Origin of the sequence: Pasteurella testudinis DSM 23072, from assembly GCF_900176075.1 — a bacterium.
In the GTDB taxonomy this organism is placed as follows: Bacteria; Pseudomonadota; Gammaproteobacteria; order Enterobacterales; family Pasteurellaceae; genus Chelonobacter; species Chelonobacter testudinis.
Genome location: NZ_FWWV01000023.1, coordinates 1 through 23,982 on the forward strand (window position 1 = coordinate 1; position 23,982 = coordinate 23,982).

Genomic DNA, 23,982 nt, shown 5'->3' on the forward strand with positions numbered 1-23,982 from the left:
CTATATGCAATCCGCTTGGAAAAAATCAAATGGTTATGAGCAAATGGTGAGAATGTTATCCATTGCAATTCTATTAGATATAGATCAACATCATTTTAATCAACTGATTGAGTTAGTTCAAAAAGATAATCCTAATGATTATTTAATTGATACACTTATTCACTATCATCACAAAAATTGGCCTATCCATCCTGATTTTATGTTCTCTCGTCCCTATGCATTAACTAAAGAAATNATTGAATTAGCTTCAATCGATAAAACAAAATCATTAAATAAACTGAAGAACTATTTGCAAAAACGTTGGTACAGTGGGCACCGGGATAGCGGTTGGTACAATAGCCATAAATCTCAACATAATATTCACAGTGGCTATTGGAGCTTCGAAAGTGGCGCATTAGTCAAAATATTGGGACTTGATGATACAAGCCTTAAAGATCAACAATATTATCCCTATGATTTAGTGCATTATGCTGATAATCAATAAAACGATGACCTTTATTGTCCGCTTTCCTCAAAACGCGGGGCTTAAGCGATTTATTCTTGCTAAAGAACCGACATTAGTCGCCCTAATACTCCAATGCATCCATCCATGCAAACAGCATTAGATAATGTCCTAATAAAGGAAAGGGCTCCCAGGCATGGATATTGCGCAGAAATTGGGTGTATGAATCAAGCTGATGAAGCTATAAAATATTTTAATATTGCTTATCAAGAGGTAAAAAACGAGCCTTTCAAGGATATAGTAAAAAATATTGGGAATTTTATTCTAAAAATAAAAAATAACTTTATTTGTTCTTTAAAAATTTAAAGGCAATAGTCATCAAAAGGGGAAATCAATTCCCCCTGTTTTTTACCCTATTTTCGCTGTGTGTTACAGCGCTTCAATGCTCGCATATTGCGCTTTTAATTTTTCCAATCCGTCTTGGTATTCCGCCATTTTCGCACGCTCTTTGTCGATCACCGCCGCCGGTGCTTTGGCAACGAAACCTTCGTTCGACAATTTGTTTTCAATGCGCGAGACCTCATTTTGCAAACGGGCGATCTCTTTATCCAAGCGTGCCAATTCGGTGTCTTTATCAATAAAACCAGCCATCGGCACTAACAATTCGCAGCCACCGACCAGTTTCGCCACTGATAACGGTGCGCTCTCATTGCTAGCCAGCACTTGGATTGAATCCAGTTTTGCCATATTTTGCAGTAAAGTGCGGTTTTTGCTTAAACAGATTGCTTCGTTGTCGCTTAAATTGCGCAATAATAGTTCCAGCCCTTTGCTTGGCGGAATATTTTTCTCGGCACGGATATTACGCACGTTGACGATAATCTCTTTCAACCATTCGATTTCATCAAGTGCGGTTTGATCGACTAGCTCTGCATTATAGCTTGGGAACGGTTGTAACATAATGGTGTCGCCGTGCACGCCGACCAAACCTTTCGCCCGTTGCCAAATCTCTTCGGTGATAAACGGAATAATCGGGTGCGCCAAACGCAATAGGCTTTCCAACACAGTTAGCAAGGTGTGGCGAGTGCCACGTTGTTGCGCTTCGCTACCACTGTTGAATACCGGCTTAGTCAATTCCAAATACCAGTCACAGAATTGGTTCCAAGTGAATTCATACAGAATATTAGCAGCCAAATCAAAGCGATAGCTGTCTAACGCCTGACGGAAAGCCTGCACGGTATTGTTGTATTCGGCTAAAATCCAGCGATCTGCCAGAGATAATTCTTTTTCGCCTGTGCCGAAACCACAATCTTTGCCTTCGGCATTCATCAGCACGAAGCGGCTGGCGTTCCATAATTTGTTACAGAAGTTACGGTAGCCTTCCAAGCGGTTCATATCCCAGTTGATGTCACGGCCGGTCGAAGCCAGCGCCGACAGGGTGAAACGCAGTGCATCGGTGCCGTGTGCGTTAATGCCGTTGGCAAACGCCTTGCGCGTGGCTTTTTCGATTTTTTCCGCCAACTGCGGTTGCATCATATTGCCGGTGCGTTTTTCCACCAACGCTTCCAGATCGATGCCGTCGATCATATCCAGCGGATCGATCACGTTGCCTTTCGATTTCGACATTTTTTGTCCGTTGTCGTCACGGATCAAGCCGGTGACATACACGGTTTTGAACGGCACTTGCGGTTTGCCGTCTTTATCTTTGATAAAGTGCATAGTGAACATGATCATTCTGGCAACCCAGAAGAAGATGATGTCAAAACCGGTAATTAATACGTTAGTCGGGTGGAACATCGCCAAATCAGGGGTTTGCTTCGGCCAACCCAAGGTCGAGAATGTCCACAGACCGGAAGAGAACCAAGTGTCCAGCACATCATCATCTTGGCGTAGTGCAACGTCCGCAGCCAAATTGTGCTTAGACCGCACTTCGGCTTCATCACGCGCCACATAAACGTTACCGTCGTTGTCGTACCACGCCGGAATGCGGTGTCCCCACCACAATTGACGGGAAATACACCAGTCTTGAATATCACGCATCCATGAAAAATACAGGTTTTCATACTGTTTCGGCACGAATTGAATCTCGCCGTCTTCCACCGCTTTAATTGCGGTTTTGGCAAGCGGCGCAACGCTGACATACCATTGATCGGTCAACATCGGTTCAATCGGTACGCCGCCGCGGTCACCGTAAGGCACTTTCAGATCGTGCGGTTTGATTTGATCCAACAACCCCAGTTGTTCAAACTCGGCAACCAGCTGTTTGCGTGCGGCAAAACGCTCCAAGCCGCGATAGTTTTCGGGGATAAAGGCTTGATAATCGTTGTTGGCTTTGCCGTCGCTGTTCAGCACTTCCGCCTGTTCGCGAATATCGGCGTTCAGGGTTAACACGTTGACCATCGGCAGCTGATGGCGTTTGCCGACTTCGTAGTCGTTGAAATCGTGCGCAGGGGTGATTTTCACCACGCCGGTTCCAAATTCGCGATCGACATAGTCATCGGCGATAATCGGAATTTCACGCTTGGCAAGCGGCAACAATACGGTTTTACCGATCAGCGATTGATAGCGCTCGTCTTCCGGGTGCACCGCCACCGCCGTATCGCCCAATACGGTTTCGGGGCGAGTGGTCGCAACCACTAAATAATCCAAACCGTCGGCGGTTTTCGCACCGTTGGCTAACGGATAACGGAAATGCCACAAACTGCCTTTCGATTCGCGGTTTTCCACTTCCAAATCGGAAATGGCGGTGTGCAGTTTCGGATCCCAGTTGACCAAACGTTTACCACGATAAATCAAACCCTCTTCGTGCAAACGCACGAACACTTCTTTTACCGCTTCCGACAAACCGTCGTCCATGGTAAAACGTTCGCGATCCCAATCCACCGAATTACCGATGCGGCGCATTTGCTGGCTGATCGTACCGCCGGATTCGGCTTTCCATTGCCAAATGCGGTCGATAAAGGTTTCACGGCTGAAATCGTGGCGGCTTTTGCCCTCTTCGGCGGCGATTTTACGCTCCACCACCATTTGCGTGGCGATGCCGGCATGGTCGGTTCCCGTTTGCCATAACGTATTGTCGCCCTGCATACGGTGATAACGAATCAGGGTATCCATCAAGGTCTGTTGGAAAGCGTGTCCCATATGCAGGCTACCGGTCACGTTCGGCGGCGGAATGGCAATACTGTAACTTGGACGGGAACGATCTTCCGACGGTTTAAAATAGCCGTTTTGTTCCCAATTTTGGTATAAACGCTGTTCGATATTCTGTGGATTGTAAGTGGTTTCCATATTCTCTTTCTTATCCGAATGTGCTGACCGCACTTTGCATTATTGGTTAAATTGGTTTAGTTAAACTTGTTGCGTACTCAATTCAAATCCCAGCTGACGATACTGTTTATAACGTTCGCGCGCTTGGATTTTGGCGTGTTCTTCCGCCGGTACGAAATCAATCACTTGATTAAAACTGTTGACGAAATCCGGCACCGCACTTTGCAGCGAAATCAATAAATCGCGCCGCTGGCTGTTGCGTTTGCCGACCCAGCAAATTTCAATCGGGGTGGCATAAGTGGTGATTTCGCCTGACAAGTTGTGCGGCACGAATTGTTCCGGATCACGCTGCCATAATGCTTCGTCCAGTAACAGTGCCTGCTGTTCGTTTTCACAGGCAATCAACACCCGTTTGCCCAAGCGCCAGGCGTCGGCAGCCAAGTTACAGGCCAACGATTCCATAATGCTAAGTTCCGCATTGGGATCATCTGTTTGCAAAAGATAAAACTGTGCTTTTTTCACTTGTTGCCCTAATTTTGTATCTGCTTGCCTGAACGTTTTCAGTCGCTGTGAAATAAACTGCCAATTCTAGCGAAAAAAGGCTTTCAGTGAAAGGAGAAAATCACGGAGGCAGCGTTAAGTGAAAAGTGCGGTTTTCAGGAAAAGACGCCATTTTATCGTCGACAAAATGGCGGATAATAGTGATTTATATCAAATGAAGTGTTATGCAATCATGGTCTGGATTTGCTCAAGATCATAATTACTTGGAATCACTTCCGTTAAATTGACTTTCGCTAAAATCCCTTCCAGCTTTTTCGTCGGACGACATTGTGAAACAACTGCGCTTCCTAACGCAATTGAATGATATTTTGCCTTGTTCAACGCTGCGCAAATTTGTGCGGCATCGTTTTCGGATGAACATTCAAATTTTCGCACAACTAAAGGTGCCAGTGCCATGATAACCTCCTTTATACAATTAATTTAAAGATAATAGAAAATAGGCAAGATTAACTATACACCATTTGTTGTTTAAATTTATAGCGGAAATTGGCGATAAATTGATTTGCAGCAGGATAATCTCTGTTTGGTTTGTGTAGGAAAAATAGGGCGGTCGGCATAAAGTAAGGGCATTTATAAAAAATGCCCTATTGCAAACAAGAGATTATTGTAACGGGATTAGTGCGCGCTATCGGCTTTATTCAACAGATATTGCACCAATAATGCCACCGGACGGCCGGTTGCGCCTTTTTCCGCACCGGATTTCCACGCCGTACCCGCGATATCCAAATGCGCCCAAGTATAGTTTTTAGTAAAGTTGGACAGAAACGCACCGGCGGTGATTGCGCCGCCCCAACGTCCGCCGATATTGGCGAGATCGGCAAAATTGGATTTCAGCTGTTCCTGATACTCTTCGCTTAACGGCAAGCGCCAGGCTTTGTCTTGCGCCTGTTGCGCCGCGTGCGCCAATTGTTGTGCCAGTTGATCGTCAGGAGAGATCAAACCGCTGTTATGTTGCCCCAATGCCACCACGCAAGCGCCGGTCAGGGTGGCAACATCGATCACCACTTCCGGTTCAAAACGCTCGACGTAAGTTAAGGCGTCGCACAAGACCAACCGCCCTTCGGCATCGGTATTCAACACTTCGACGGTTAAGCCGTTCATGGTGGTCAGAATATCGCCCGGACGATAAGCATTGCCGTCCGGCAGGTTTTCACAACCGGCTAACACTGCTATGATGTTTAACGGCAGTTTTAATTCGGCGACGGCTTTCATCACGCCGTAAACCGATGCTGCGCCGCCCATATCGTATTTCATTTCGTCCATTTCCGCTGCCGGCTTCAATGAAATACCGCCGGCATCAAAGGTTAAGCCTTTGCCGACCAACACAATTGGTTTGGCTTGCGGATTCGGGTGGTTTTTATAGTCGATTACCGACATAAACGCCGGATTCTGCGAGCCGCGCGACACCGCCAAATAAGCATTCATGTTCAACTCCGCCATTTGCGCTTCGTCAATAATCGTGGTGTTGATGAAATCGGATTGCACCGCCAACTCTTGGGCGCGCTCCGCCAAATACGCCGGATTACAGACATTCGGCGGACAGTTTGCCACGTCTTTCGCCGCTTTCACACCGTCGGCAATCGCCGTTGCGTGCCGCAGCGCTTGCGTTGTTTTGGCAAGATCGTCGGATTCGCTATAAAATTCAATGGTTTGCAATACCCGACGGTTATCGGATTTTTTGCTTTTAAACTGTTCGAATTGGTAACGCGCCTGTTGAACGGCTTCAATCGCAAACCGCACTTTCCAGTAAGCACCACGCTGTTTCAGCGTTACCTCATTTAAAAAGCTGACCGCACTTTGCGCATTGCTTGCCGCCAGCGCCGTAAAGGCTTTGCTGACGATTTGCTGATATTGGCGCTCGCTTAATTCGTCCTGTTTTTTACCGCAGCCGACCAATAAAATGCGTTTCGCCTGCACATTCGGGAGATGATTGGCGACATTGTGCAGCATTAAGGTTTGTCCGATTTTTCCCTCTAAATCGCCTTCGTCCAATAAGCGGCTCAAATGGCCGTTGCTTAAGCTGTCGAGTTGCGTGGCGGTGCTGCTGAGTTGTTTTTCTTCATATATTGCAACCAGTAGGCAATCGCTTGTTTGTTTGTCTGCAGCAAGCTGAGTGATAGTGAATTCCATAGCGTACTCCCGATAATTTTTATTGTTGTCATGATTAAAATAAGGGTATCATTATACGATTTATAACGACGAATGACACCGAATTAACTAACGGATTCACAAAAGGATTCGCAAAAACCAGCGGGTTCACCGGAAAGTCCTAATATTTTCCGTTATTTGTTGTCTTAAGAGAAACCGATTTTATAAGCAAAATCCAAAAGGCGTGACTGTGATCTTACTTAAATATTTAACCAAAGAAATTTTCAAAAGCCAGATCGCTATTCTGTTTATTTTATTGCTGATTTTCTTTGCGCAGCAACTGGTGCGGGTGTTAGGCTCCGCCGTCAACGGAAATGTGCCTTCCGATTTGGTTTTTTCATTGCTCGGCTTAGGCATGCCGACAATGGCGCAATTGATGTTGCCGCTGTGCCTGTTTATCGCGATCTTGATGACACTCGGCAGATTGTATGCCGACAGTGAAATCACCGTGATGCGTGCCTGCGGCGTGGGGCAGCGGATTTTAATGCGGGTGGCGCTGTTGCTGTCGTTATTCACTGCTGCGCTGGCGGCGTATAATGCGTTTTGGCTTTCACCGTGGGCGATTGAAAAACAGGTCAATTTATTGGAGCAGGCAAAGGCGAATCCGACGTTATCGGCGCTGAGTGCCGGACAGTTTATCGGCAACAGCGACGGCAATTTCGTGCTGTTTATCGATCAGGTCGAAGCCAACCGGTTGGATAATATCTACCTGTTCCAAATGCGTGAACGGGGCAATATCAAACCGTCGGTGCTGGTGGCGGAAAGCGGAAATCTGGAAGCCTTGCCGAACGGCGATCAGATTTTGAAACTGGCCAACAGCGAGCGTTATGAAGGCAGTGCAATCCTGCCGGATTTTAAGATCACCCATTTTGACGATTATCAAGCCTATTTAACCTTCACCAATGTGGAGTCGAACAGCGATAAGATCGAACGTTTGACATTCAGCCAATTGCTTGAAGATTCATCTGCGGCGGCGAAAGCGGAGTTGTGGTGGCGGATTTCGTTGGTACTTGCGGTGCCGTTGATGGCGCTGTTGGCAGTGCCGTTGAGTAAAGTCAATCCGCGTCAAGGGCGCTTTGCCAAAATGTTACCCGCACTTTTGCTTTATCTGATCTATTTCCTGCTGCTCAGTTCGTTAAAATCCGCCGGTACCAGCGGCAAAGTTGACGCAGCGTTATTTATCCCGTTGGTGCATATCGTCTTTTTATTGATAGCCATCATGTTAAACAGTTGGAACAGTGCGTTTATGTATAAAGTCCGCCACTTCTTTTCTCCCAACTCGGCACTGGAGGACTGATCCATGTTCGGTGTATTAGATCGTTATATCGGCCGTACCATTTTCGGCACTATTTTAATGACCCTGCTGATGTTGGTCGGCTTGTCGGCGATTATCAAATTTGTCGAGCAGTTCCGTGATGTCGGCAAAGGCAGCTACGACAGCCTGCAAGCCGTTTATTACACCTTGCTGACCATGCCGCGCGATGTGGAAACCTTTTTCCCGATGGCAGCGCTGTTGGGCGCATTAATCGGCTTGGGCGCACTGGCGGCCAACAGCGAATTGGTGGTGATGCAGGCTTCCGGTTTTTCACGGTTGAAAATCGGACTGTCGGTGATCAAAACAGCGATTCCGCTGATTCTAGCCATTATGCTGCTCGGCGAATGGGGTATTCCGCAAACCGAACAATTTGCCCGCAATATGCGTTCGCAAGCGATTTCCGGCGGTTCGCTGCTGTCGGTACAAAACGGCATTTGGGCAAGGGACGGCAATAATTTTGTCTATATTGAAAATGTGAGTAACAGTGATACGCTGAATAATATCTATATTTATCAATTTGACAACCAGCGCCGCTTGAAAACCATGCAGCACGGCAATCAGGCGACCTATCAGCCGGAAAACGGGCATTGGGTCTTTAATCAGCTGAGCGAAACCGTTATTGAAGAAGATCAAATTCAAAACCGCAATTACCTCAACCAAATCTGGCAGTCGAGCCTGACACCGGATAAGTTGTTGACCGTCAGTCTGAAAGCGACCTCATTATCAATCAGCGGCTTGAATAACTACGCAACTTTCTTAAGGGAGAGTGGACAGGACTCCAAACAGTTTGAGCTGCTTTACTGGCGTAAACTGATGCAGCCGTTCTCCGTGGCGGTGATGATGTTGCTGGCGCTGTCATTCATCTTCGGTCCACTGCGCAGCGTCACCACCGGCGCACGAATCGTCACCGGAATTGTGTTCGGCTTCGCGTTTTATGTGATCAACGAAACGTTCGGACGGGTGACGGTGGTGTTCGATATCCCGCCTATCATCGGCGCACTACTGCCGAGCTTGCTGTTTTTCTTGCTGACGTGGTGGTTATTAAAACGCAAACCGAGTTGATATTTCAGCAATAAAACCGCACTTTCGAGTGAACATTGGGCTGTAAAACAGGCAGGAAAGTGCGGTGTTTATTAATAAATAATCAAATTGTCGAAAATTAAAGCGAACGAATTAAAAATTTAAATTTTGCACTTGCAACTTAGTTTGATAGCCGTATAATGCGCACCACTGACAGCGATTATGTTTATCAGCGTAGCCTGGGTGGCGAAATTGGTAGACGCAGTTGATTCAAAATCAACCGCCTTCGGGTGTGCCGGTTCGAGTCCGGCCCTAGGCACCACTGATAAATATAATCCTCAAGCCCTGATTTTTAATCAGGGCTTTTTTTTATTTTAAATTCAGGTTTTGTGAAGCAGGTGCGGGCTTATAAAAATCAGCTCAGTAATATGAGAATCTAGAAATGCAAAAAGCACCCAAAAGGGTGCTTTTAAAATTTGGTTGCGGGGGCTGGATTTGAACCAACGACCTTCGGGTTATGAGCCCGACGAGCTACCAAGCTGCTCCACCCCGCGTCTGTGAGTGGCGTACTATACGCTTTTTTTAACGGAACGCAAGCCTGTTTTTAAATTTTTTTTCTAAGCGTTCAAAAAAACAACGTTGCGAATAATTTTTCAACGAAACGGAGAATTGCTTGGTGATTTTTTATTCGTTAAACAAGCGTTATATGCCCTATATTTTTTAGCTGTTTTTTGCTAAGGTATCCGCCCCTGATATCGTCAGGTTTGTTAGATCACAGAAAGATAGACGGATTTTATGAAATTTAATTTTAAACTCGGTGTGGTGACAGCCACAGTGTTACTCTTATCGGCTTGCGGATCATCACCGACGCGAACCGGCAGTGTTTACAACGAACGTGCGGAACGTGAAAAATTAGGTGCGGTTTACCAAGGGCGCAGCTATGTGAGTCCTAGCCAATATTTGTTTCCGGTTTCTCAGGTGGCAAATAGAAGCGGTGTGATCAATCAAGGGGATTTTTTAACCCAATTATCCGAAGTGCGGTCGTACTCCAATAATTTGGTTAACCGCCATGCCAGCACTTACGGCAAAATTACCAACTGGGTGCTGTCCGGCGCCGATGTGGATCAGCTGGCCGATTTCGGTTTGAATTCGCGTCAATTGAGTGGTGACGACGGTTTCCAAAACGTGCTGATGACCGGTTACTATATTCCGGTTTTTCATGGTCGTGCCAATAAAAGCAGCCAATATCAACATCCGGTTTATGCCTTGCCGAAAAATAAACGCTACAGCCGTGCGCAGATTTACAACGGCGCTTTGAACGGGCAAGGTTTAGAACTGGCTTATAGCACCATGTATGATGTGTTTGCGATGGGGGTGCAGGGCAGTGGTTTTATGGATATGGGTAACGGGCGGCTAACCCATTTCGCTTACGGCGGACAGAACGGTTACCCTTACACTGCGGTTGGGCGCTTATTAGTCGAAGACGGCGAAATTCCGAAAGAACAAATGTCAATGCAGGCGATTAAGGCGTGGGGCGAGCGCAATCCGTCTCGTTTCCAAGCGCTGTTGGAACGCAATGCCTCTTATATTTACTTTAAGGTTGATCCGACCGATAAACCGAAAGGTGCGGCAGGTGTTCCGCTGATCGGCTTATCCTCGATTGCAGTCGACCGAAACGTGATTCCGTTGGGAAGTATCGTATTAGTCGAAATGCCGCGGATTGACAGCCAAGGCAACTGGACGGGAGCACATGATCTACGCTTAGTCGTGGCGCTTGACGTCGGCGGGGCGATAAAAGGACAGCATTTTGATCTTTATCAGGGCATCGGCGATAAAGCCGGTCAGACCGCCGGATTTTTAAAACACTATGGTCGGGCTTGGGTGTTAAACTAACAGAATATGGAACGGATTGATAATTATGACCGCCGTTTTGGCGGTATTGCCCGTTTATACGGACAATCGGAATTGGCACGCTTAAGCGCAGCGCATATTTGCGTGGTCGGAATCGGCGGCGTGGGCTCATGGGCGGTGGAAGCCTTGGCGCGTAGCGGAATCGGTAAGATTACCTTGATCGATATGGACGATATTTGCGTGACCAACGTTAATCGCCAAATTCACGCTCTGACCGACAATATCGGTGCGTTAAAAACCGAAACCATGCAAGTGCGGATCGCGCAAATCAATCCGCAATGTCAGGTGACGGTGGTTGATGATTTTCTGACGCAAGAGAATTTGTCACAATATATCAGCGCCGAATTTGATTATGTGATTGACGCGATTGACAGCGTGAAAGTCAAAGCCGCACTGATTGCCTATTGCAAGCGTCATAAAATCAAACTGATTACCACCGGTGGCGCAGGCGGACAGACCGATCCGACTCAGATTCAGATCGCCGATCTCAGCCGGACCATTCAGGATCCGTTGGCGGCAAAAGTGCGGTCGCTGTTGCGTAAAGAGTACCATTTTACGCAAAATCCAAAACGAAAATTTGGGGTCGATTGTGTTTTTTCGACCCAACCGCTTATCTTCCCGAAAATGGAAGGTGATTGCCCTGTCTCCGCCAGCATGAATTGTGCTAACGGGTTCGGCGCGGCAACCATGGTAACGGCGACCTTCGGGTTTTTTGCCGTTGCCAGAGTGCTGGAAAAGCTGTTACAGCAACCGGCAAACTAATCGGGGGTAATCCCCAATCTTAACAAGGAAAAAGCATGAAAATAATAAATAAATCACTGGCAGGCGTGCTCCTCACAACTATTGCCTACACTGCCCAGGCAGAGATTGTCACCACGGTAAAACCGCTCGGTTTTATTGCCGCCGCAGTAGCGGACGGCGTAACCACGACATCGGTTTTATTACCGACAGGGGCATCACCGCATGATTACAGTATGCGTCCGTCGGATTTGCAGCGTTTACAAAATGCCGAATTGGTGGTTTGGGTCGGTAAAGATTTGGAAACCTTTCTCAGCAAAAATATCGGGCGCTTAGAGGCAAAAAAAGTGCTGCAAATCGATAAAATGGATAACATTCAGCAATTGTTGGGCGAAGCGTTGCATGTGCATGCCGATGGTGACGATCATCACGACCACGACCACGACCACGACCACGACCACGACCATCACACTCATGATCACGATGGGCCTCCGGGGTATGAAGATGACCACGATCATGACCACGACCACGATCATGATCACGCACATGGACACGACCATGACCATGCGCACGGCGGTTTGCAAACCGATTGGCACGTTTGGTTTTCCAGCGATATCAGTGAAAAAATCGCCGAGCAAATCGCCGCCCGCTTAAGCGACAATTATCCGGCGCAAGCGAAACGTATCCAATCCAATCTGGCGGCGTTCAAGCAAGGCATTGCCACTAAGCAACAGCAGCTGAAAACCCAATTGGATCCGGTTAAAGGCAAAGGATATTACGTTTTCCACGATGCCTACGGTTATTTTGAACGCGCCTACGGTTTAAACCGTTTGGGGTCGTTTACCATTAACCCGACTGTTGCACCAGGGGCGAAAAAATTGAATGAAATCAAAGAGGATATTCAAGCCAACAAAGCGCAGTGCCTATTTGCCGAACCGCAATTTACCCCACGTTTATTGGAAACTTTGCACAAAAACACCGGCGTGAAATTGGGCGTAATTGATCCGTTGGGCGATAAAATCCAGTTAAGCAAAACTGCTTACACCGACTTTTTACAGTCGTTAGCCGATAGCTTTTCACACTGTTTAGCGGCTAAATAAGCCAATTTTAGGGAATTTTTAGCCTTATCGGCAGTCTAACACCTTGCATTGTTTGAAACGGTGCAAGGTGTTTTTTATGGAATTTTTTGCAAAATTTGTCGGAGAAGAGATGAAACGGAAAGCAGGCGTGATTTTAGGGCTGATAAGTGCAATGACAGTGTCGGAGACCGTGTTTGCCGAAACCTTATCGATTGATCAACAACGGCAAATTTATCGGAAGGCCGAAGCATTGTTACCGCTTTCGGCAGAGAAAAACAGTTTTGCGGTGATGGATAAATTGATCGCACAGCTTGACGGCTATCCACTGTTGCCTTATCTGCAATATCAGCGCTTGGTCAGCGATTCGGCACAACTGTCGGCGGAAAAGGTAGTGCAGTTCAGCCGCCAATATCCGGCACTTGCCGAGCAGAAAAATTTGAACCGCACTTGGTATCAAACCTTGCAAAAACGGCAGGATTGGCAAGGGATATTGCAATTTAAAAACCAATCGGCGCAGGGTAAACCACCGCAGGATTTAATTTCCCGTTGTATCTATTTGTCGGCGCAAGCCAGACAAGCGCCAACCGAACTTTCATCTACCGCACTTTCACCCACCACACTTGCACCCACCACACTTGCGCCTGCGATAGATTGGCAAGCGGTAAGCGATCTTTGGTTAAACGGCGCGTCGTTGCCGTCCGCGTGTGACGATATTTTCAGCTTATGGCAGGCTGCCGGACAGCAAACGGAAGACTTGGTTCGGCAACGCGCCTTGCTGGCGTTTCAGCAAGGGAGCGACGGGGTACTGCGCCACTTGCGTAACCAAAGTGACGATGTGGTGCTGATGTCTTGGTTGGAGAGTTTGGTTGAATTGCGCAGCCAGCCGCAAACCTTGACGCTTTTCGTACAAACGACGGCAGTGAACAAACCGAATAGCGAGGTGATTGCGCACACATTTCCACGTTATGTTAATCAATTGACGGAAAGCCAATTTTCTGCGGCGGATCCTTTTGCTGAATATGCCGAATGGGGCGCGCGTTTCGGTTTGACAACGTCGCAATTGAATGTTTGGCGGGCGGCGGTTGTCAGCAAATTGTTCGATTCGGACAATCCGCAGATTCAGGCATGGCGCGATCAGCAGGTTATGCAGTTAAAACAGGATAATCTGATCGAGCGTCGTATCCGGCTGGCGATTCTGGCACAGCAGGATTTGAGCCGCTGGTTGGCGCTGTTGTCAGACAATGCCAAATCACAGCAAGAGTGGCGTTTTTGGCAAGCGTTTGAACACAACAAACAAGGCAAAAAAACACAAGCGCAGCAACAGTGGCGGCAATTGGCGAGCGAACGCGGTTTTTATCCGTTGCTGGCGGCGGAGCAGTTGAAAATCGATTATCAACCGCACTTTGCCACACTCAATGCCCAACAAGCAGCGGCGGCGTTAGCACCGTTGCAAGCGGCATTAAGCGAAATTGAAGAGTTTTTGGCGATCGCGCAATTTTCGCCAGCGAAGCAAGCGTGGCTGGCATTACTGGCAAAACAAGATAAATCGGCGCAAATTGCATTGGCGGATTACGCCAATCAAAAGCAGTGGTACGAATTTGGCGTGCAGGCGACGATTCAAGCCAAAGCATGGGACTATTTGGCGCAACGCTTGCCGTTTGCCTATCCGTTGTGGTTTGAGTTGAACTTGCAAGGCAAAGCGATCACGCCGACGTTTGCGATGGCCATCGCCCGTCAGGAAAGTGCGTGGGATATGCGCGCGCAATCTCATGCTAATGCGCGCGGTTTAATGCAGTTGCTGCCGAGCACGGCTAAAGCCACGGCGGATAAATTTGCCTTGCCGTACAACAATGAACGCCAATTGTTTGATGCCTTTGACAATATTATGCTGGGTACGCAGCATTTGCAGGAGCTGGCGGATCGTTTCGGCGACAATCGGATTTTTATCGCCGCGGCGTATAATGCCGGTAGTAGTCGGGTCGAGCGCTGGCTGAGCCGTGCCGGCGGACGGTTGAGCATGGCGGAATTTATCGCGACCATTCCGTTTTATGAAACGCGCGGCTATGTACAAAATGTGCTCACTTTTGATTACTACTATCAGTTGCTGGCGCAAAAACCGTTAATAAAATTCGCCAAAAGCGAGTCTGATCGATTATACTAGTGCGATAGTACAACACTGAAAAAGAGGGTTCTTATGCTGAATCACTATGCGACCGGTAAATCAAGCAGCAAGCAAGAACAGTGGAATGCGTTCATTGAATTATTGCGCCAAGCCTTTGCCGACGGCAGGGAGGAACAACTGTTGACGCTTCTGTTGACAGCCGACGAACGCGATGCCGTTGGACTGCGGGTCAATATTATTGGTGAGTTGTTAAGCAAAAATTTATCGCAGCGTGAGATTCAGCAAAAATTGAATACCAGTGCCGCCACGATTACACGCGGCTCGAATATGTTGAAAACGATGCCGGATGATTTTTTGCAATGGCTGCTCCGGCGCTGATCGACAGATAACGACCCACGGTATGAGCAAGAATAAAAAGAGCGGTCAACGACTCAAATGGCAACCGAAGCTCTGGAAGAGCATACGCAAATGGATTTTGCGCATGGTGTTGGCATGGGTGGCATTGACCGCTCTTTTTCGTTTTGTACCGATCCCGTTTTCCGCTTATATGTTGCAGCAGCAAGCGGCGCATTGGCTCAAGGGGGATTTTTCTTATGATATACAATACGACTGGGTTAGTCTGGATCAGATTAGCTGGCAGATGCAGCTGGCGGTGATTGCCGCCGAAGATCAGCGTTTTGATCAACATTACGGGCTGGATTTCAGTGCGATTCAGTCGGCGCTGGAAGATAACGCCAATTCCAACCGCACGCGCGGCGGCTCGACCATTTCGCAACAGACGGCAAAAAATTTGTATTTATGGCACGGACAGAGTTGGCTGCGCAAAGGAATAGAAGTGCCGACCACATTCATGTTGGAAACCTTGTGGCATAAAAAACGGATTTTAGAAGTGTATTTGAACATTGCTGAGTTTGGCGACGGCATTTTCGGCGTGCAGGCGGCGGCGCGACACTATTTTAATAAATCCGCAGATCGTTTGAACAGTCACGAAGCGGCTTTGCTTGCCGCAGTGTTACCGAACCCGATTTTATATAAAGTCCGACAACCCTCTGCCGGCGTATTGCGCAAACAACAGTGGATTATGCAACAAATGAATGCGTTGGGCGGAAAATCCTTTTTGAAAAAATTGGAGTAAGCCATGAAAAAAACGGCTCGTTTTCAAGCGGTAAAACAAAAAAAGAAACAACATATTGTACGCGATTTACAGCAGAAATTTGTCACGGCATATGCAAAAGCGGATTTTCCGCTGGCAATCACGCAGCTGCGGCAGTTGCTGACGATTGCGCCGTCCGCGGCAAAATGGAGTAATTTGGCAACCTGCTATATTAAACTTGCCGATTGGCAACAAGCGATGGAGGCGGCTGCACAGGCGTTAAAATTGGATAACCAAAATTTAAATGCTTACGATGTCTTATCACACGCTTGCGGCGAAAGCGGTAAATTTGATTTGGTACGGATCTATGGCAAAGCGGCGTTGAATATCCGCGACAGTCTGTTTCGTGAGAAAAAATTTGAATTGAATCCGTTCCCGTTTAACCCACTGCCGTCAGGGCAAAAGTGCGGTCGCAAAAAGATTATTGCTTTTTCATTGTACGGCGCTTCGTCGGTTTATTGCGAACCGGCGGTGATGAATTGCGAATTACAGTCGCGTATTTATCCCGATTGGATCTGCCGCTTCTACCTTGATGACAGTGTGCCCGAATCGGTGGTGCAGCGATTGCAGGCGAATGGAGCAGAAATCGTATATGTAACTGCCGAACAGAAAAAAATACCGGCGACCATGTGGCGTTTTTTAGCCTTGGACGATGAAAGTGTAGCGCGGGTGATTTTTCGCGATGCCGATTCGGTGATTTCGCAGCGGGAAGCCGAAGCGGTGGCGCAGTGGTGCGAAAGCGATTTACCGTTTCATATGATCCGCGATTGCGGCTCGCATACCGAATTGATTTTGGCAGGTTTGTGGGGCGCAATCAGTGGGGTGTTGCCGCCGATGAGCGGTTTGATTAGGCAATATGTGGCTTCGCAGAAGCTCGATCCACGCTTTGCCGACCAATATTTTTTGCGCCAATATTTGTGGCCGGTGGTGCGTGAGCACATTTTGCAGCACGATTCGCAGTTCGGCTTTATGAATGCTCCCGATTTGCCGAGTCCGAATCCAAACGGTCACAATAAGTTGACAATCGGCTATAATGAAGGCTGTCCGCACTTTAGCGCGCCGGTGAATTTTGCGGATAATACGCCGGTGATTTGGACCTTGGAAAGTGAAATTGATCCACTGATTAATAAAGACGGCAGTTTTAATTACCGCCCGATGACCACCATTTGCGCTTACCGCACTTTGGTGAAAAACGGTAAAATTGAAGGCAATTTACCATGGCGTTATTTACAAGGACTTGCAGATAAAAAAACGCTTATCAGGGTTCGTAAAGCAGAATAAAAAATAAGGGTGATAGCTTGTAATATTATTACATAAAACCAAAGAACTTTTTAACCGGTTTCTGCTCTAAGCTGCATAATACTTATAATTTTGTCGCAGGCTTGCTAAATGTCTAATTTTAAAAAATATTCAGGCTCACTTTATCCGGTTTTATGTTTTACTTTAGTTAATTTATTTATTCTTTCCCTCAGCCGTTTCGGCTTGGCATTTTGGCAACAGGAGCGCGTCGGCGCCGTTCACGGCTGGCTACCGCTCTTTGTGCAGGGAATCCGCATCGATATCGTTTCCCTCTGTTGGTTGTTTGGTATTTTTGCACTGTTCAGCGTGTTGCTGATTTCCGACAACCGCATAGGGCGTTTCTATGTTGCATTGTTACGGATCGTTTTGACCGCCGGCAGTGTGTTTATCCTGTTTATGGAACTGGTGACGCCGGAGTTTATCGAAACCTACGATTTCCGTCCGAACCGCCTGTTTATCGAGTATCTGGTCAATCCGAAAGAAGTGTTTACCATGTTGGCAAACGGGCATCTGTTGGCGCTGGTTGCCGTTCCGGCGTTGACCGCATTGGCGGCGTGGTTTTACTGGCGTTTGGCAAAAAAAGTGACCGCCAACCTCTCCCCGTTCCGTTGGCGCTACCGCCCTTTGATTGCATTATTGGTGATTGCGCTGGTGTTTCTCGGCGCGCGCTCCAGTTTACAGCACCGTGGCATTAATCCGGCAATGGTGGCGTTCTCCTCCGATCCGTTGGTCAATTCGTTGGTGCTGAATTCGGGCTACTCCTTGCTTTATGCCGCGCAACAGCTGAAAGATGAAGACAAATCGTCCGAAATCTACGGCAAAATGGCATTTGACGAGGTGCTGGAAACGATTAAAAGCGCACGCGGACGTGCCGACAGCGAGTATCTCAGCAGCGAAATTCCGACCTTGACCTATAACCAAGCCAGCTATCAGGGAAAACCGAAAAATATCGTGATTATTCTGGAAGAGAGCTTGGGCGCGCAATTTATCGGTAGCTTGAACGGCAAACCGCTGTCACCGCACTTTGACCAATTGGCGCAGCAAGGCTGGCTGTTTGAAAATCTCTACGCCACCGGCACTCGTTCGGTGCGTGGAATCGAAGCCGTGACCAGCGGCTTCACCCCGACGCCGGCAAGAGCGGTGGTCAAGTTGTCCGGTAGTCAGCACGGTTTCTTCACCATTGCCGAACTGCTGCAAAAACAGGGCTATCACACCTCGTTTATTTACGGCGGCGAAAAACATTTTGACAATATGGCGAGCTTTTTCTACGGCAACGGTTTCCAAACCATCATTGATCAAGCGGACTATAAAAACCCGAAATTCGTTTCCACTTGGGGCATGAGCGACGAAGATCTGTTTGATAAAGCCAATCAGCAATTCAGCGAATGGCAAAAGAGCGGTCAGCCGTTTTTCAGCTTGGTGTTCACCTCCAGCAACCATGATCCGTTCGAATTTCCGGACAATAAAATCGAGTTGTACGAACAGCCGAAACAGACCCGTAACAATGCGGCGAAATATGCCGATTTTGCGTTAGGCTACTTTTTCGAGATGGCGAAAAAATCCGATTATTGGCAAGATACGATTTTCTTGGTGGTCGCCGACCATGATTCGCGTGTTTCCGGTGCGTCGCTGGTGCCGATTCGGCATTTCCATATTCCGGCATTGATTTTGGGCGAAGGCATCGAAGCCAAACGCGATCCGCGTTTAGTCAGCCAAATCGATTTGCCGACCACGCTATTGTCACTGGCAGGGATCAGCGGCGAATATCCGATGCTGGGTTACGACTTGACCCGCAGCGATGATCCGAACCGCGCGTTAATGCAGTTTGATAAAACAATGGCGTATATGCAGGGCGATCAGGTGGCGATTTTGCAACCGAACAGCGAAGCCAAAGGCTTCCGCTATGACCAAGCCAGCCACAGTTTGATTGCAACCGAGATTGATCCGCAACTGAAAAAAACCGCACTGGCGTATGCCCTGTGGGGCAGCCATGCCTATAAAAACCGGTTGTATAAGTCAGCGGTACAAGAGAAAAAATAGCGGTTTTCAGTTTTTTGCCGATAGAAAAAATAAGGGCTGATGTTAGATCAGCCCTTTGTCTTTTCAATAAATCAGTGAAAAACTGAAATTAATCTAACCGAGCACCGCTTTACCGTGCGTGGACTGGATTGGCAACGAATATCTGATGTAAACAGACTAGCCGATCAACATGCCGTTTTCACGCAGATGAAGCAAAGCATTGCGGGTGAATTCGCCTGCCAGTTTTTCAATTTCCTGCGCATCGGTAACTTCAACCGCTTCGGCATCAGGCGAATTGTGATTAAATTTGATTTTACCGTCGGCATGCGCTTGCAGTAATACGGCGGATAAATCCGCTTCGCTGTGTTGTCCGTCCAGATAAGGGATTAACAGCGATTGAATCAGATCCGGTTTCAGCATTTCATTGCGGGCGTTGACGATATAGTCGCGCAGCGCAAGATAACGGCGGTTAAGTTCGGCAACCTGTGGCGTGGCGGAGATCACATTGACCGGACGATTGCTGATTGGCGGTGTGCCGCAGATATGCAGCAAGCCGGAAACCACTAGTTTCAGCAATAAATGGGTAACAAATTCGCGGTTGTAGTGTGCCTGCATCACACTTTTTACAGCGTCTTCATACGTCTGAAAATCGAAAAACAGTTGATTAAACCGGCAAAGTACCTCTAAGGCTTCGATTTCACGGCTGTTTTGCGTGCGGTAAAACAGCGTATCCAGATGATTGAAAATAAAGTGGGTGTGCTGCGGCATTTCGGCACGCGGCGTACTTTCTTTGGCGACAGAGACTGAAAAACAGCAGGTTTGCATCGCCTCCGCCGAGAGATGGCGGTTCAACGAAGCGAGCGCGGCTTGCGGAATAAACAGTGACTGGCGGAACTGGCGGTTGTTGATGTAGTCCAAATACTGTTCGACGACCAGTTGATCATTGTGACTGGCTTTGATCAAATCGGCATGTACGTCGTTGCCCCAATTTTCGGCAAAAGAGCTGGAAATCTCAGCTTCATTCAGAAAAACCAGTTGGTGTGCAGCGGCTTTTTTCACCATGTCGGTGAAATAGAGCGGAGAATTATGAATCTCTAAAAATTCGTGTGCCAGATAGTAAGGCGCCGAATTTTGCACCAGTTGATCGACATCGTCCATAATCCGCTTGAACATACTGTCTTTGCGCGCTTTTTGGTGCATATAACGGATCATCGCTTTGGCATTATCGACTTTAGATGTGCTGTCTTGAATATCACGGGTGTGGAACAGCATGGCATCGCGCGCAATTTCCAACGATTTCCAGCCCGGATAGACGTTGTAGCTGATATAAGCAATACCGTCCGCTTTTAACTGTTTTCGAATCACCTCGAAAATGCCGGTTTGCACAAAATCAGGCACCCAGCTGTACACGCCGTGGCAGATGATGTAATCGAATTCGCCGAAGTCGTCGGGAATATCGGTGATACTCAGGTGGTGCAGCTGCACACGATTCTGCAAGCCCATTGCGGCAACGATTTTCCGCCCTTCGTTAATTTGCACTTGCGATAGATCCACGCCGACCACTTGCAGCTCAGGATAGAAAAAGGTCAGCGGAATAATGTTGCCGCCGCTGGCACAGCCCAGCTCAAGTACTCTGGCGCGGGTTAAATCCGGCGGATTCAGCCCGAATAATTTCCCGATCGCCTGATGTAACGAGGGCAACGATTTAGCAAACGGGTGGGAGAGATAAGGGAAGTCATCGTAGGTTTTGGCGTTTTCTTGCAACAGCGGATTGTCCATATAAAGTTCCTTGGCGGGCAGTCGATTGACGATTTCTCGTCTTACTCCTCATCTTATCGCAAAGTGCGGTATGGCCACAACGATCGTGGCGGTAAAATGGGATTCAGCTCAAGTTTACAGCTTGTCAGTAGCGGATAAAGTGCGGTAAGATTCTTCTTTTTTTACCGCACTTTGTGCTTGATATTGTCTAACTTATGCGACTTTTTATTGCCGAAAAACCCAGCCTTGGACGTGCGATTGCCGATGTGTTGCCAAAGCCGCACCAGCGCGGAGACGGCTTTATCAAGTGCGGTCAAGAGGATTATGTCACTTGGTGTATCGGGCATCTGCTCGAACAGGCGGAGCCGGACGCTTACGACCCGCGTTTTAAACAGTGGCGTTTGGAACATTTGCCGATCATTCCGCAGCAGTGGCAGCTCAATCCGAAGCAGAGCACCGCAAAACAGTTGAACGTGGTGCTGAATCTGATCAAACAAGCGGATCAACTGATTAACGCCGGCGACCCTGATCGCGAAGGGCAACTGTTGGTCGACGAAGTGTTTAATTATGCCGCGCTGCCGGACGCGAAACGCAGTGCGATTCAGCGCTGTTTAATCAGCGATCTGAATCCAAGTGCGGTCAGCAAAGCGATTGAAAAATTGCAATCCAACCGCCATTTTATTCCGCTGGCAACGTCGGCACTAGCGCGCGCCAGAGCCGATTGGTTGTACGGCATCAATATGACCAGAGCCTACACCATTCGCGGCAGACAAGCCGGTTACAACGGCGTGCTGTCGGTCGGTCGGGTGCAAACGCCAGTGTTGGGGCTGATTGTGCGGCGTGATTTGGAAATTGAACATTTTCAGCCGAAAGATTTTTTTGAAGTGCTGGCGCATATCCAAACCGCGGCTCAACCGCCGCAAACCTTTACCGCACTTTGGCAGCCGAGCAAAGCCTGCGAAGATTATCAGGACGAAAACGGACGGGTTTTATCGCGCGCGCTGGCGGAGAATGTGGTCAAACGCATTAGCGGACAGCCTGCCGTCGTCACCCAATACAGCGATACCCAAGAAAAAGAGACCGCGCCGCTGCCGTATTCGCTTTCCGCGCTGCAAATCGATGCCGGCAAACGCTACGGCTTATCGGCGCAGCAGGTGCTGGATACCTGTCAGCGTTTGTATGAAGTGCATAAATTAATCACCTATCCGCGTTCCGATTGCCGCTATCTGCCGGAGGAGCATTTTGCCGAGCGAAGTGCGGTCAGCGCCGCGATTTCCAACCACAGCCAACCTTATCAAACCTTGCCGGAAATTGTCAATTTGTCACAACGCAACCGCTGTTGGAACGATAAAAAAGTCGAGGCGCACCATGCGATTATCCCGACTGCCAACCGGCGGCAAATTCATCTGTCACACAGCGAGCAGCAGATTTACGATTTGATTGCGCGCCAATATCTGATGCAGTTCTGCCCCGATGCCGAATACCGTAAAACAAAAATCGGCTTGGAGATTGCCGGCGGACAATTTTTGGCGCAGGCGCGCGGCTTGCAAACCGCCGGTTGGAAGCAGCTGCTCGGCAAAGAAGATCAAGACGAGAACCAGCAGGCGCCGCTGCCGAAGGTGAAAAAGGGAGATGTGCTGCACTGTGAAAAAGGCGAAATCGTCAGCAAGAAAACACAGCCGCCGAAACCGTTTTCCGACGCGACTCTGCTGTCCGCCATGACCGGAATCGCCCGTTTTGTGCAGGATAAAGAGCTGAAAAAAATCTTGCGCGAAACCGACGGTTTGGGCACGGAAGCCACACGGGCAGGGATTATCGAGCTGCTGTTCAAGCGCGGCTTTATCGTGAAAAAAGGGCGCAATATCGTCAGCACCGAAGCAGGACGGATTCTGATTCAAGCTTTGCCGGAAAGCGCCACACTGCCGGATATGACCGCGCACTGGGAATCACAGCTGGACGGGATCAGCCGCAAACAGGCGAGTTATCAGCAGTTTATGCAGCAGCTATTGACTACCTTGCCGCAGATGTTAAACCAATACGATCTGCAATCGTTACGCCTATTGCGCCAAGTGTCACCGCCATCGGCAAAACGGGGCGGCTATAAAAAAGCGGCGCAGGCGAAAGGTAAAAGTAAAAACCAAAGTGCGGTTGCCGATACCGCTGTGGTGCCGACCGATTGAAATGTCGGTTGATTGAAATTAAATCAGTTAAAGGCGATTTGGCAAAATAAACTTGCACAGCTTTCGGGCTTTGGTTACTATGCGCAGGTTAAATTTAATTATTTTGGTTTTGTCGCCGACAGGGCCGTATCAAGTGTAGTAGAGAATATAGAAAATTATGTATGAAATTTTAATTATTGCCTATATCGTCGTGTCGGTTGTGTTGATCGGCTTTATCCTGTTGCAACAAGGCAAAGGCGCAGATATGGGCGCGTCTTTCGGTTCCGGCGCGTCAGGCACGATTTTCGGTGCGGCAGGTTCTGCCAACTTTTTGTCGCGCACCACTGCCATTTTCGCCATTCTGTTTTTTGTGATCGCACTGGTTATCGGCAACATAAACACCCATCGCCAAGCGCCGCAAGGCACGTTTGATGATCTGAGCATTGAAGCGCAAAAATTGGAACAGCAAAATGCGATCCCGACGTTAGACGTACCGGCAACACAGCCGAACAGCGATATTCCTCAATAATCGAATAATAAAATTGCTCTGGTGGTGGAATTGGTAGACACGCTATCTTGAGGGGGTAGTGTCCATAGGATGTGCGGGTTCAAGTCCCGCCCAGAGCACCAAATAATCTCGCTAAGGCCTTGAAGATGTTCAAGGCTTTTTTATTATCGCGAGACAGCGTCTGGCGATAATAAAACGGCGATCTTGGTGATTGATCTGCACCCCAAAAGTTGGACTCCAAAACCAACGAACTAAGGTGCAGATTTTTATGACTAAATATACCCAAGCATTTAAACAACACGTCGTTGAATATTACCTTCAACAGCCCCAATCTATCAGTAACACATCACGCGTTTTTCAAACACCGGAAAGCTGTATCCGCCGATGGGTTTTACAATACAGGCATTCCGGCTTAAATGGTCTGGCCGTGTTGCATATTACGCAAAAATATACATTGCAAGACAAGCTCAACGCCATTGAATACGC

At 48.1% G+C, this 23,982-nt stretch carries 20 protein-coding genes and 3 tRNA genes; 17 read left to right on the forward strand and 6 right to left on the reverse strand.

Features of this window, described 5'->3' with window-relative positions; genetic code table 11:
* Positions 1-52 precede the first annotated feature (52 nt).
* Both B8880_RS08675 and B8880_RS08680 read left to right on the forward strand, forming a co-directional pair.
* The gene (locus tag B8880_RS08675; protein ID WP_425272998.1) at positions 53-484 is read left to right on the forward strand and encodes a DUF1911 domain-containing protein; all 432 of its coding nucleotides are present in this window, start codon (positions 53-55) and stop codon (positions 482-484) included.
* A gap of 105 nt (positions 485-589) precedes the next feature.
* Positions 590-808 carry a hypothetical protein gene (locus B8880_RS08680; protein ID WP_084257226.1) on the forward strand — a complete coding sequence of 73 codons (219 nt, stop codon included), beginning with the start codon at positions 590-592 and terminating at the stop codon, positions 806-808.
* Between the two features lie 63 nt (positions 809-871).
* On the opposite strand, the gene B8880_RS08685 is transcribed toward B8880_RS08680, so the two are convergent.
* The 4 genes from B8880_RS08685 to B8880_RS08700 all read right to left on the reverse strand — a co-directional run bounded on the left by B8880_RS08685 (position 872) and on the right by B8880_RS08700 (position 6,397).
* On the reverse strand, positions 872-3,727 hold the full coding sequence (locus tag B8880_RS08685; RefSeq protein WP_084257227.1) for a valine--tRNA ligase: 2,856 nt from the start codon (positions 3,725-3,727) through the stop codon (positions 872-874).
* Positions 3,728-3,787: 60 nt separating this feature from the next.
* Entirely contained in the window at positions 3,788-4,228 is a 441-nt protein-coding gene (locus tag B8880_RS08690) for a DNA polymerase III subunit chi (RefSeq protein WP_084257228.1), read from the reverse strand.
* Positions 4,229-4,429: 201 nt separating this feature from the next.
* Positions 4,430-4,663, reverse strand: coding sequence for a hypothetical protein (locus tag B8880_RS08695; protein ID WP_084257229.1), 234 nt, complete (start codon positions 4,661-4,663; stop codon positions 4,430-4,432).
* 219 nt (positions 4,664-4,882) lie between these two features.
* Positions 4,883-6,397, reverse strand: a complete 1,515-nt coding sequence (locus tag B8880_RS08700) for a leucyl aminopeptidase (RefSeq protein ID WP_084257230.1) — start codon at positions 6,395-6,397, stop codon at positions 4,883-4,885.
* 208 nt (positions 6,398-6,605) lie between these two features.
* Between B8880_RS08700 and lptF the strand changes: the two genes are divergently transcribed.
* The 3 genes from lptF to B8880_RS08715 all read left to right on the forward strand — a co-directional run bounded on the left by lptF (position 6,606) and on the right by B8880_RS08715 (position 9,072).
* Entirely contained in the window at positions 6,606-7,712 is a 1,107-nt protein-coding gene (gene lptF / locus B8880_RS08705; RefSeq protein WP_084257231.1) for an LPS export ABC transporter permease LptF, read from the forward strand.
* Between the two features lie 3 nt (positions 7,713-7,715).
* Positions 7,716-8,792 (forward strand): LPS export ABC transporter permease LptG, encoded by a 1,077-nt coding sequence (gene lptG / locus B8880_RS08710; RefSeq protein ID WP_084257232.1) that lies wholly within the window; start codon positions 7,716-7,718, stop codon positions 8,790-8,792.
* Between the two features lie 195 nt (positions 8,793-8,987).
* Positions 8,988-9,072, forward strand: a tRNA-Leu gene (locus B8880_RS08715).
* A 155-nt stretch (positions 9,073-9,227) separates the two neighbouring features.
* Here the strand turns inward: B8880_RS08715 and B8880_RS08720 are convergent.
* Positions 9,228-9,304 (reverse strand) — tRNA-Met (locus B8880_RS08720).
* Positions 9,305-9,545: 241 nt separating this feature from the next.
* Between B8880_RS08720 and mltA the strand changes: the two genes are divergently transcribed.
* From mltA to B8880_RS08760, 8 genes are all read left to right on the forward strand, one after another.
* A complete protein-coding gene (gene mltA / locus B8880_RS08725) occupies positions 9,546-10,643 on the forward strand; it encodes a murein transglycosylase A (RefSeq protein WP_084257233.1) in 1,098 nt (365 codons plus the stop codon).
* A gap of 6 nt (positions 10,644-10,649) precedes the next feature.
* A complete protein-coding gene (gene tcdA, locus B8880_RS08730; RefSeq protein WP_084257234.1) occupies positions 10,650-11,423 on the forward strand; it encodes a tRNA cyclic N6-threonylcarbamoyladenosine(37) synthase TcdA in 774 nt (257 codons plus the stop codon).
* A gap of 35 nt (positions 11,424-11,458) precedes the next feature.
* Positions 11,459-12,499, forward strand: coding sequence for a zinc ABC transporter substrate-binding protein ZnuA (gene znuA / locus B8880_RS08735; RefSeq protein WP_084257235.1), 1,041 nt, complete (start codon positions 11,459-11,461; stop codon positions 12,497-12,499).
* Positions 12,500-12,575: 76 nt separating this feature from the next.
* On the forward strand, positions 12,576-14,639 hold the full coding sequence (locus B8880_RS08740; RefSeq protein ID WP_084257236.1) for a transglycosylase SLT domain-containing protein: 2,064 nt from the start codon (positions 12,576-12,578) through the stop codon (positions 14,637-14,639).
* Positions 14,640-14,672: 33 nt separating this feature from the next.
* Entirely contained in the window at positions 14,673-14,978 is a 306-nt protein-coding gene (trpR, locus tag B8880_RS08745; RefSeq protein ID WP_084257237.1) for a trp operon repressor, read from the forward strand.
* Positions 14,979-15,000: 22 nt separating this feature from the next.
* Positions 15,001-15,735: a monofunctional biosynthetic peptidoglycan transglycosylase gene (gene mtgA, locus B8880_RS08750; protein ID WP_084257238.1), complete on the forward strand. Its 735-nt coding sequence runs from the start codon at positions 15,001-15,003 to the stop codon at positions 15,733-15,735.
* A gap of 3 nt (positions 15,736-15,738) precedes the next feature.
* The gene (locus B8880_RS08755) at positions 15,739-17,034 is read left to right on the forward strand and encodes a hypothetical protein (RefSeq protein WP_084257239.1); all 1,296 of its coding nucleotides are present in this window, start codon (positions 15,739-15,741) and stop codon (positions 17,032-17,034) included.
* A 108-nt stretch (positions 17,035-17,142) separates the two neighbouring features.
* Positions 17,143-19,092 carry an LTA synthase family protein gene (locus B8880_RS08760; protein WP_084257240.1) on the forward strand — a complete coding sequence of 650 codons (1,950 nt, stop codon included), beginning with the start codon at positions 17,143-17,145 and terminating at the stop codon, positions 19,090-19,092.
* A 156-nt stretch (positions 19,093-19,248) separates the two neighbouring features.
* Here the strand turns inward: B8880_RS08760 and B8880_RS08765 are convergent, their stop codons facing one another.
* The gene (locus B8880_RS08765) at positions 19,249-20,850 is read right to left on the reverse strand and encodes a methyltransferase regulatory domain-containing protein (RefSeq protein WP_084257241.1); all 1,602 of its coding nucleotides are present in this window, start codon (positions 20,848-20,850) and stop codon (positions 19,249-19,251) included.
* Between the two features lie 194 nt (positions 20,851-21,044).
* Between B8880_RS08765 and B8880_RS08770 the strand changes: the two genes are divergently transcribed.
* From B8880_RS08770 to B8880_RS14280, 4 genes are all read left to right on the forward strand, one after another.
* Positions 21,045-23,009, forward strand: coding sequence for a DNA topoisomerase III (locus tag B8880_RS08770; RefSeq protein ID WP_084257242.1), 1,965 nt, complete (start codon positions 21,045-21,047; stop codon positions 23,007-23,009).
* 157 nt (positions 23,010-23,166) lie between these two features.
* Positions 23,167-23,517, forward strand: coding sequence for a preprotein translocase subunit SecG (gene secG, locus B8880_RS08775; RefSeq protein ID WP_084257243.1), 351 nt, complete (start codon positions 23,167-23,169; stop codon positions 23,515-23,517).
* 15 nt (positions 23,518-23,532) lie between these two features.
* A tRNA-Leu gene (locus B8880_RS08780) sits at positions 23,533-23,618 on the forward strand.
* A 146-nt stretch (positions 23,619-23,764) separates the two neighbouring features.
* A partial coding sequence (locus tag B8880_RS14280; RefSeq protein ID WP_084256944.1) for a helix-turn-helix domain-containing protein occupies positions 23,765-23,982 on the forward strand: 218 nt, incomplete at its 3' end.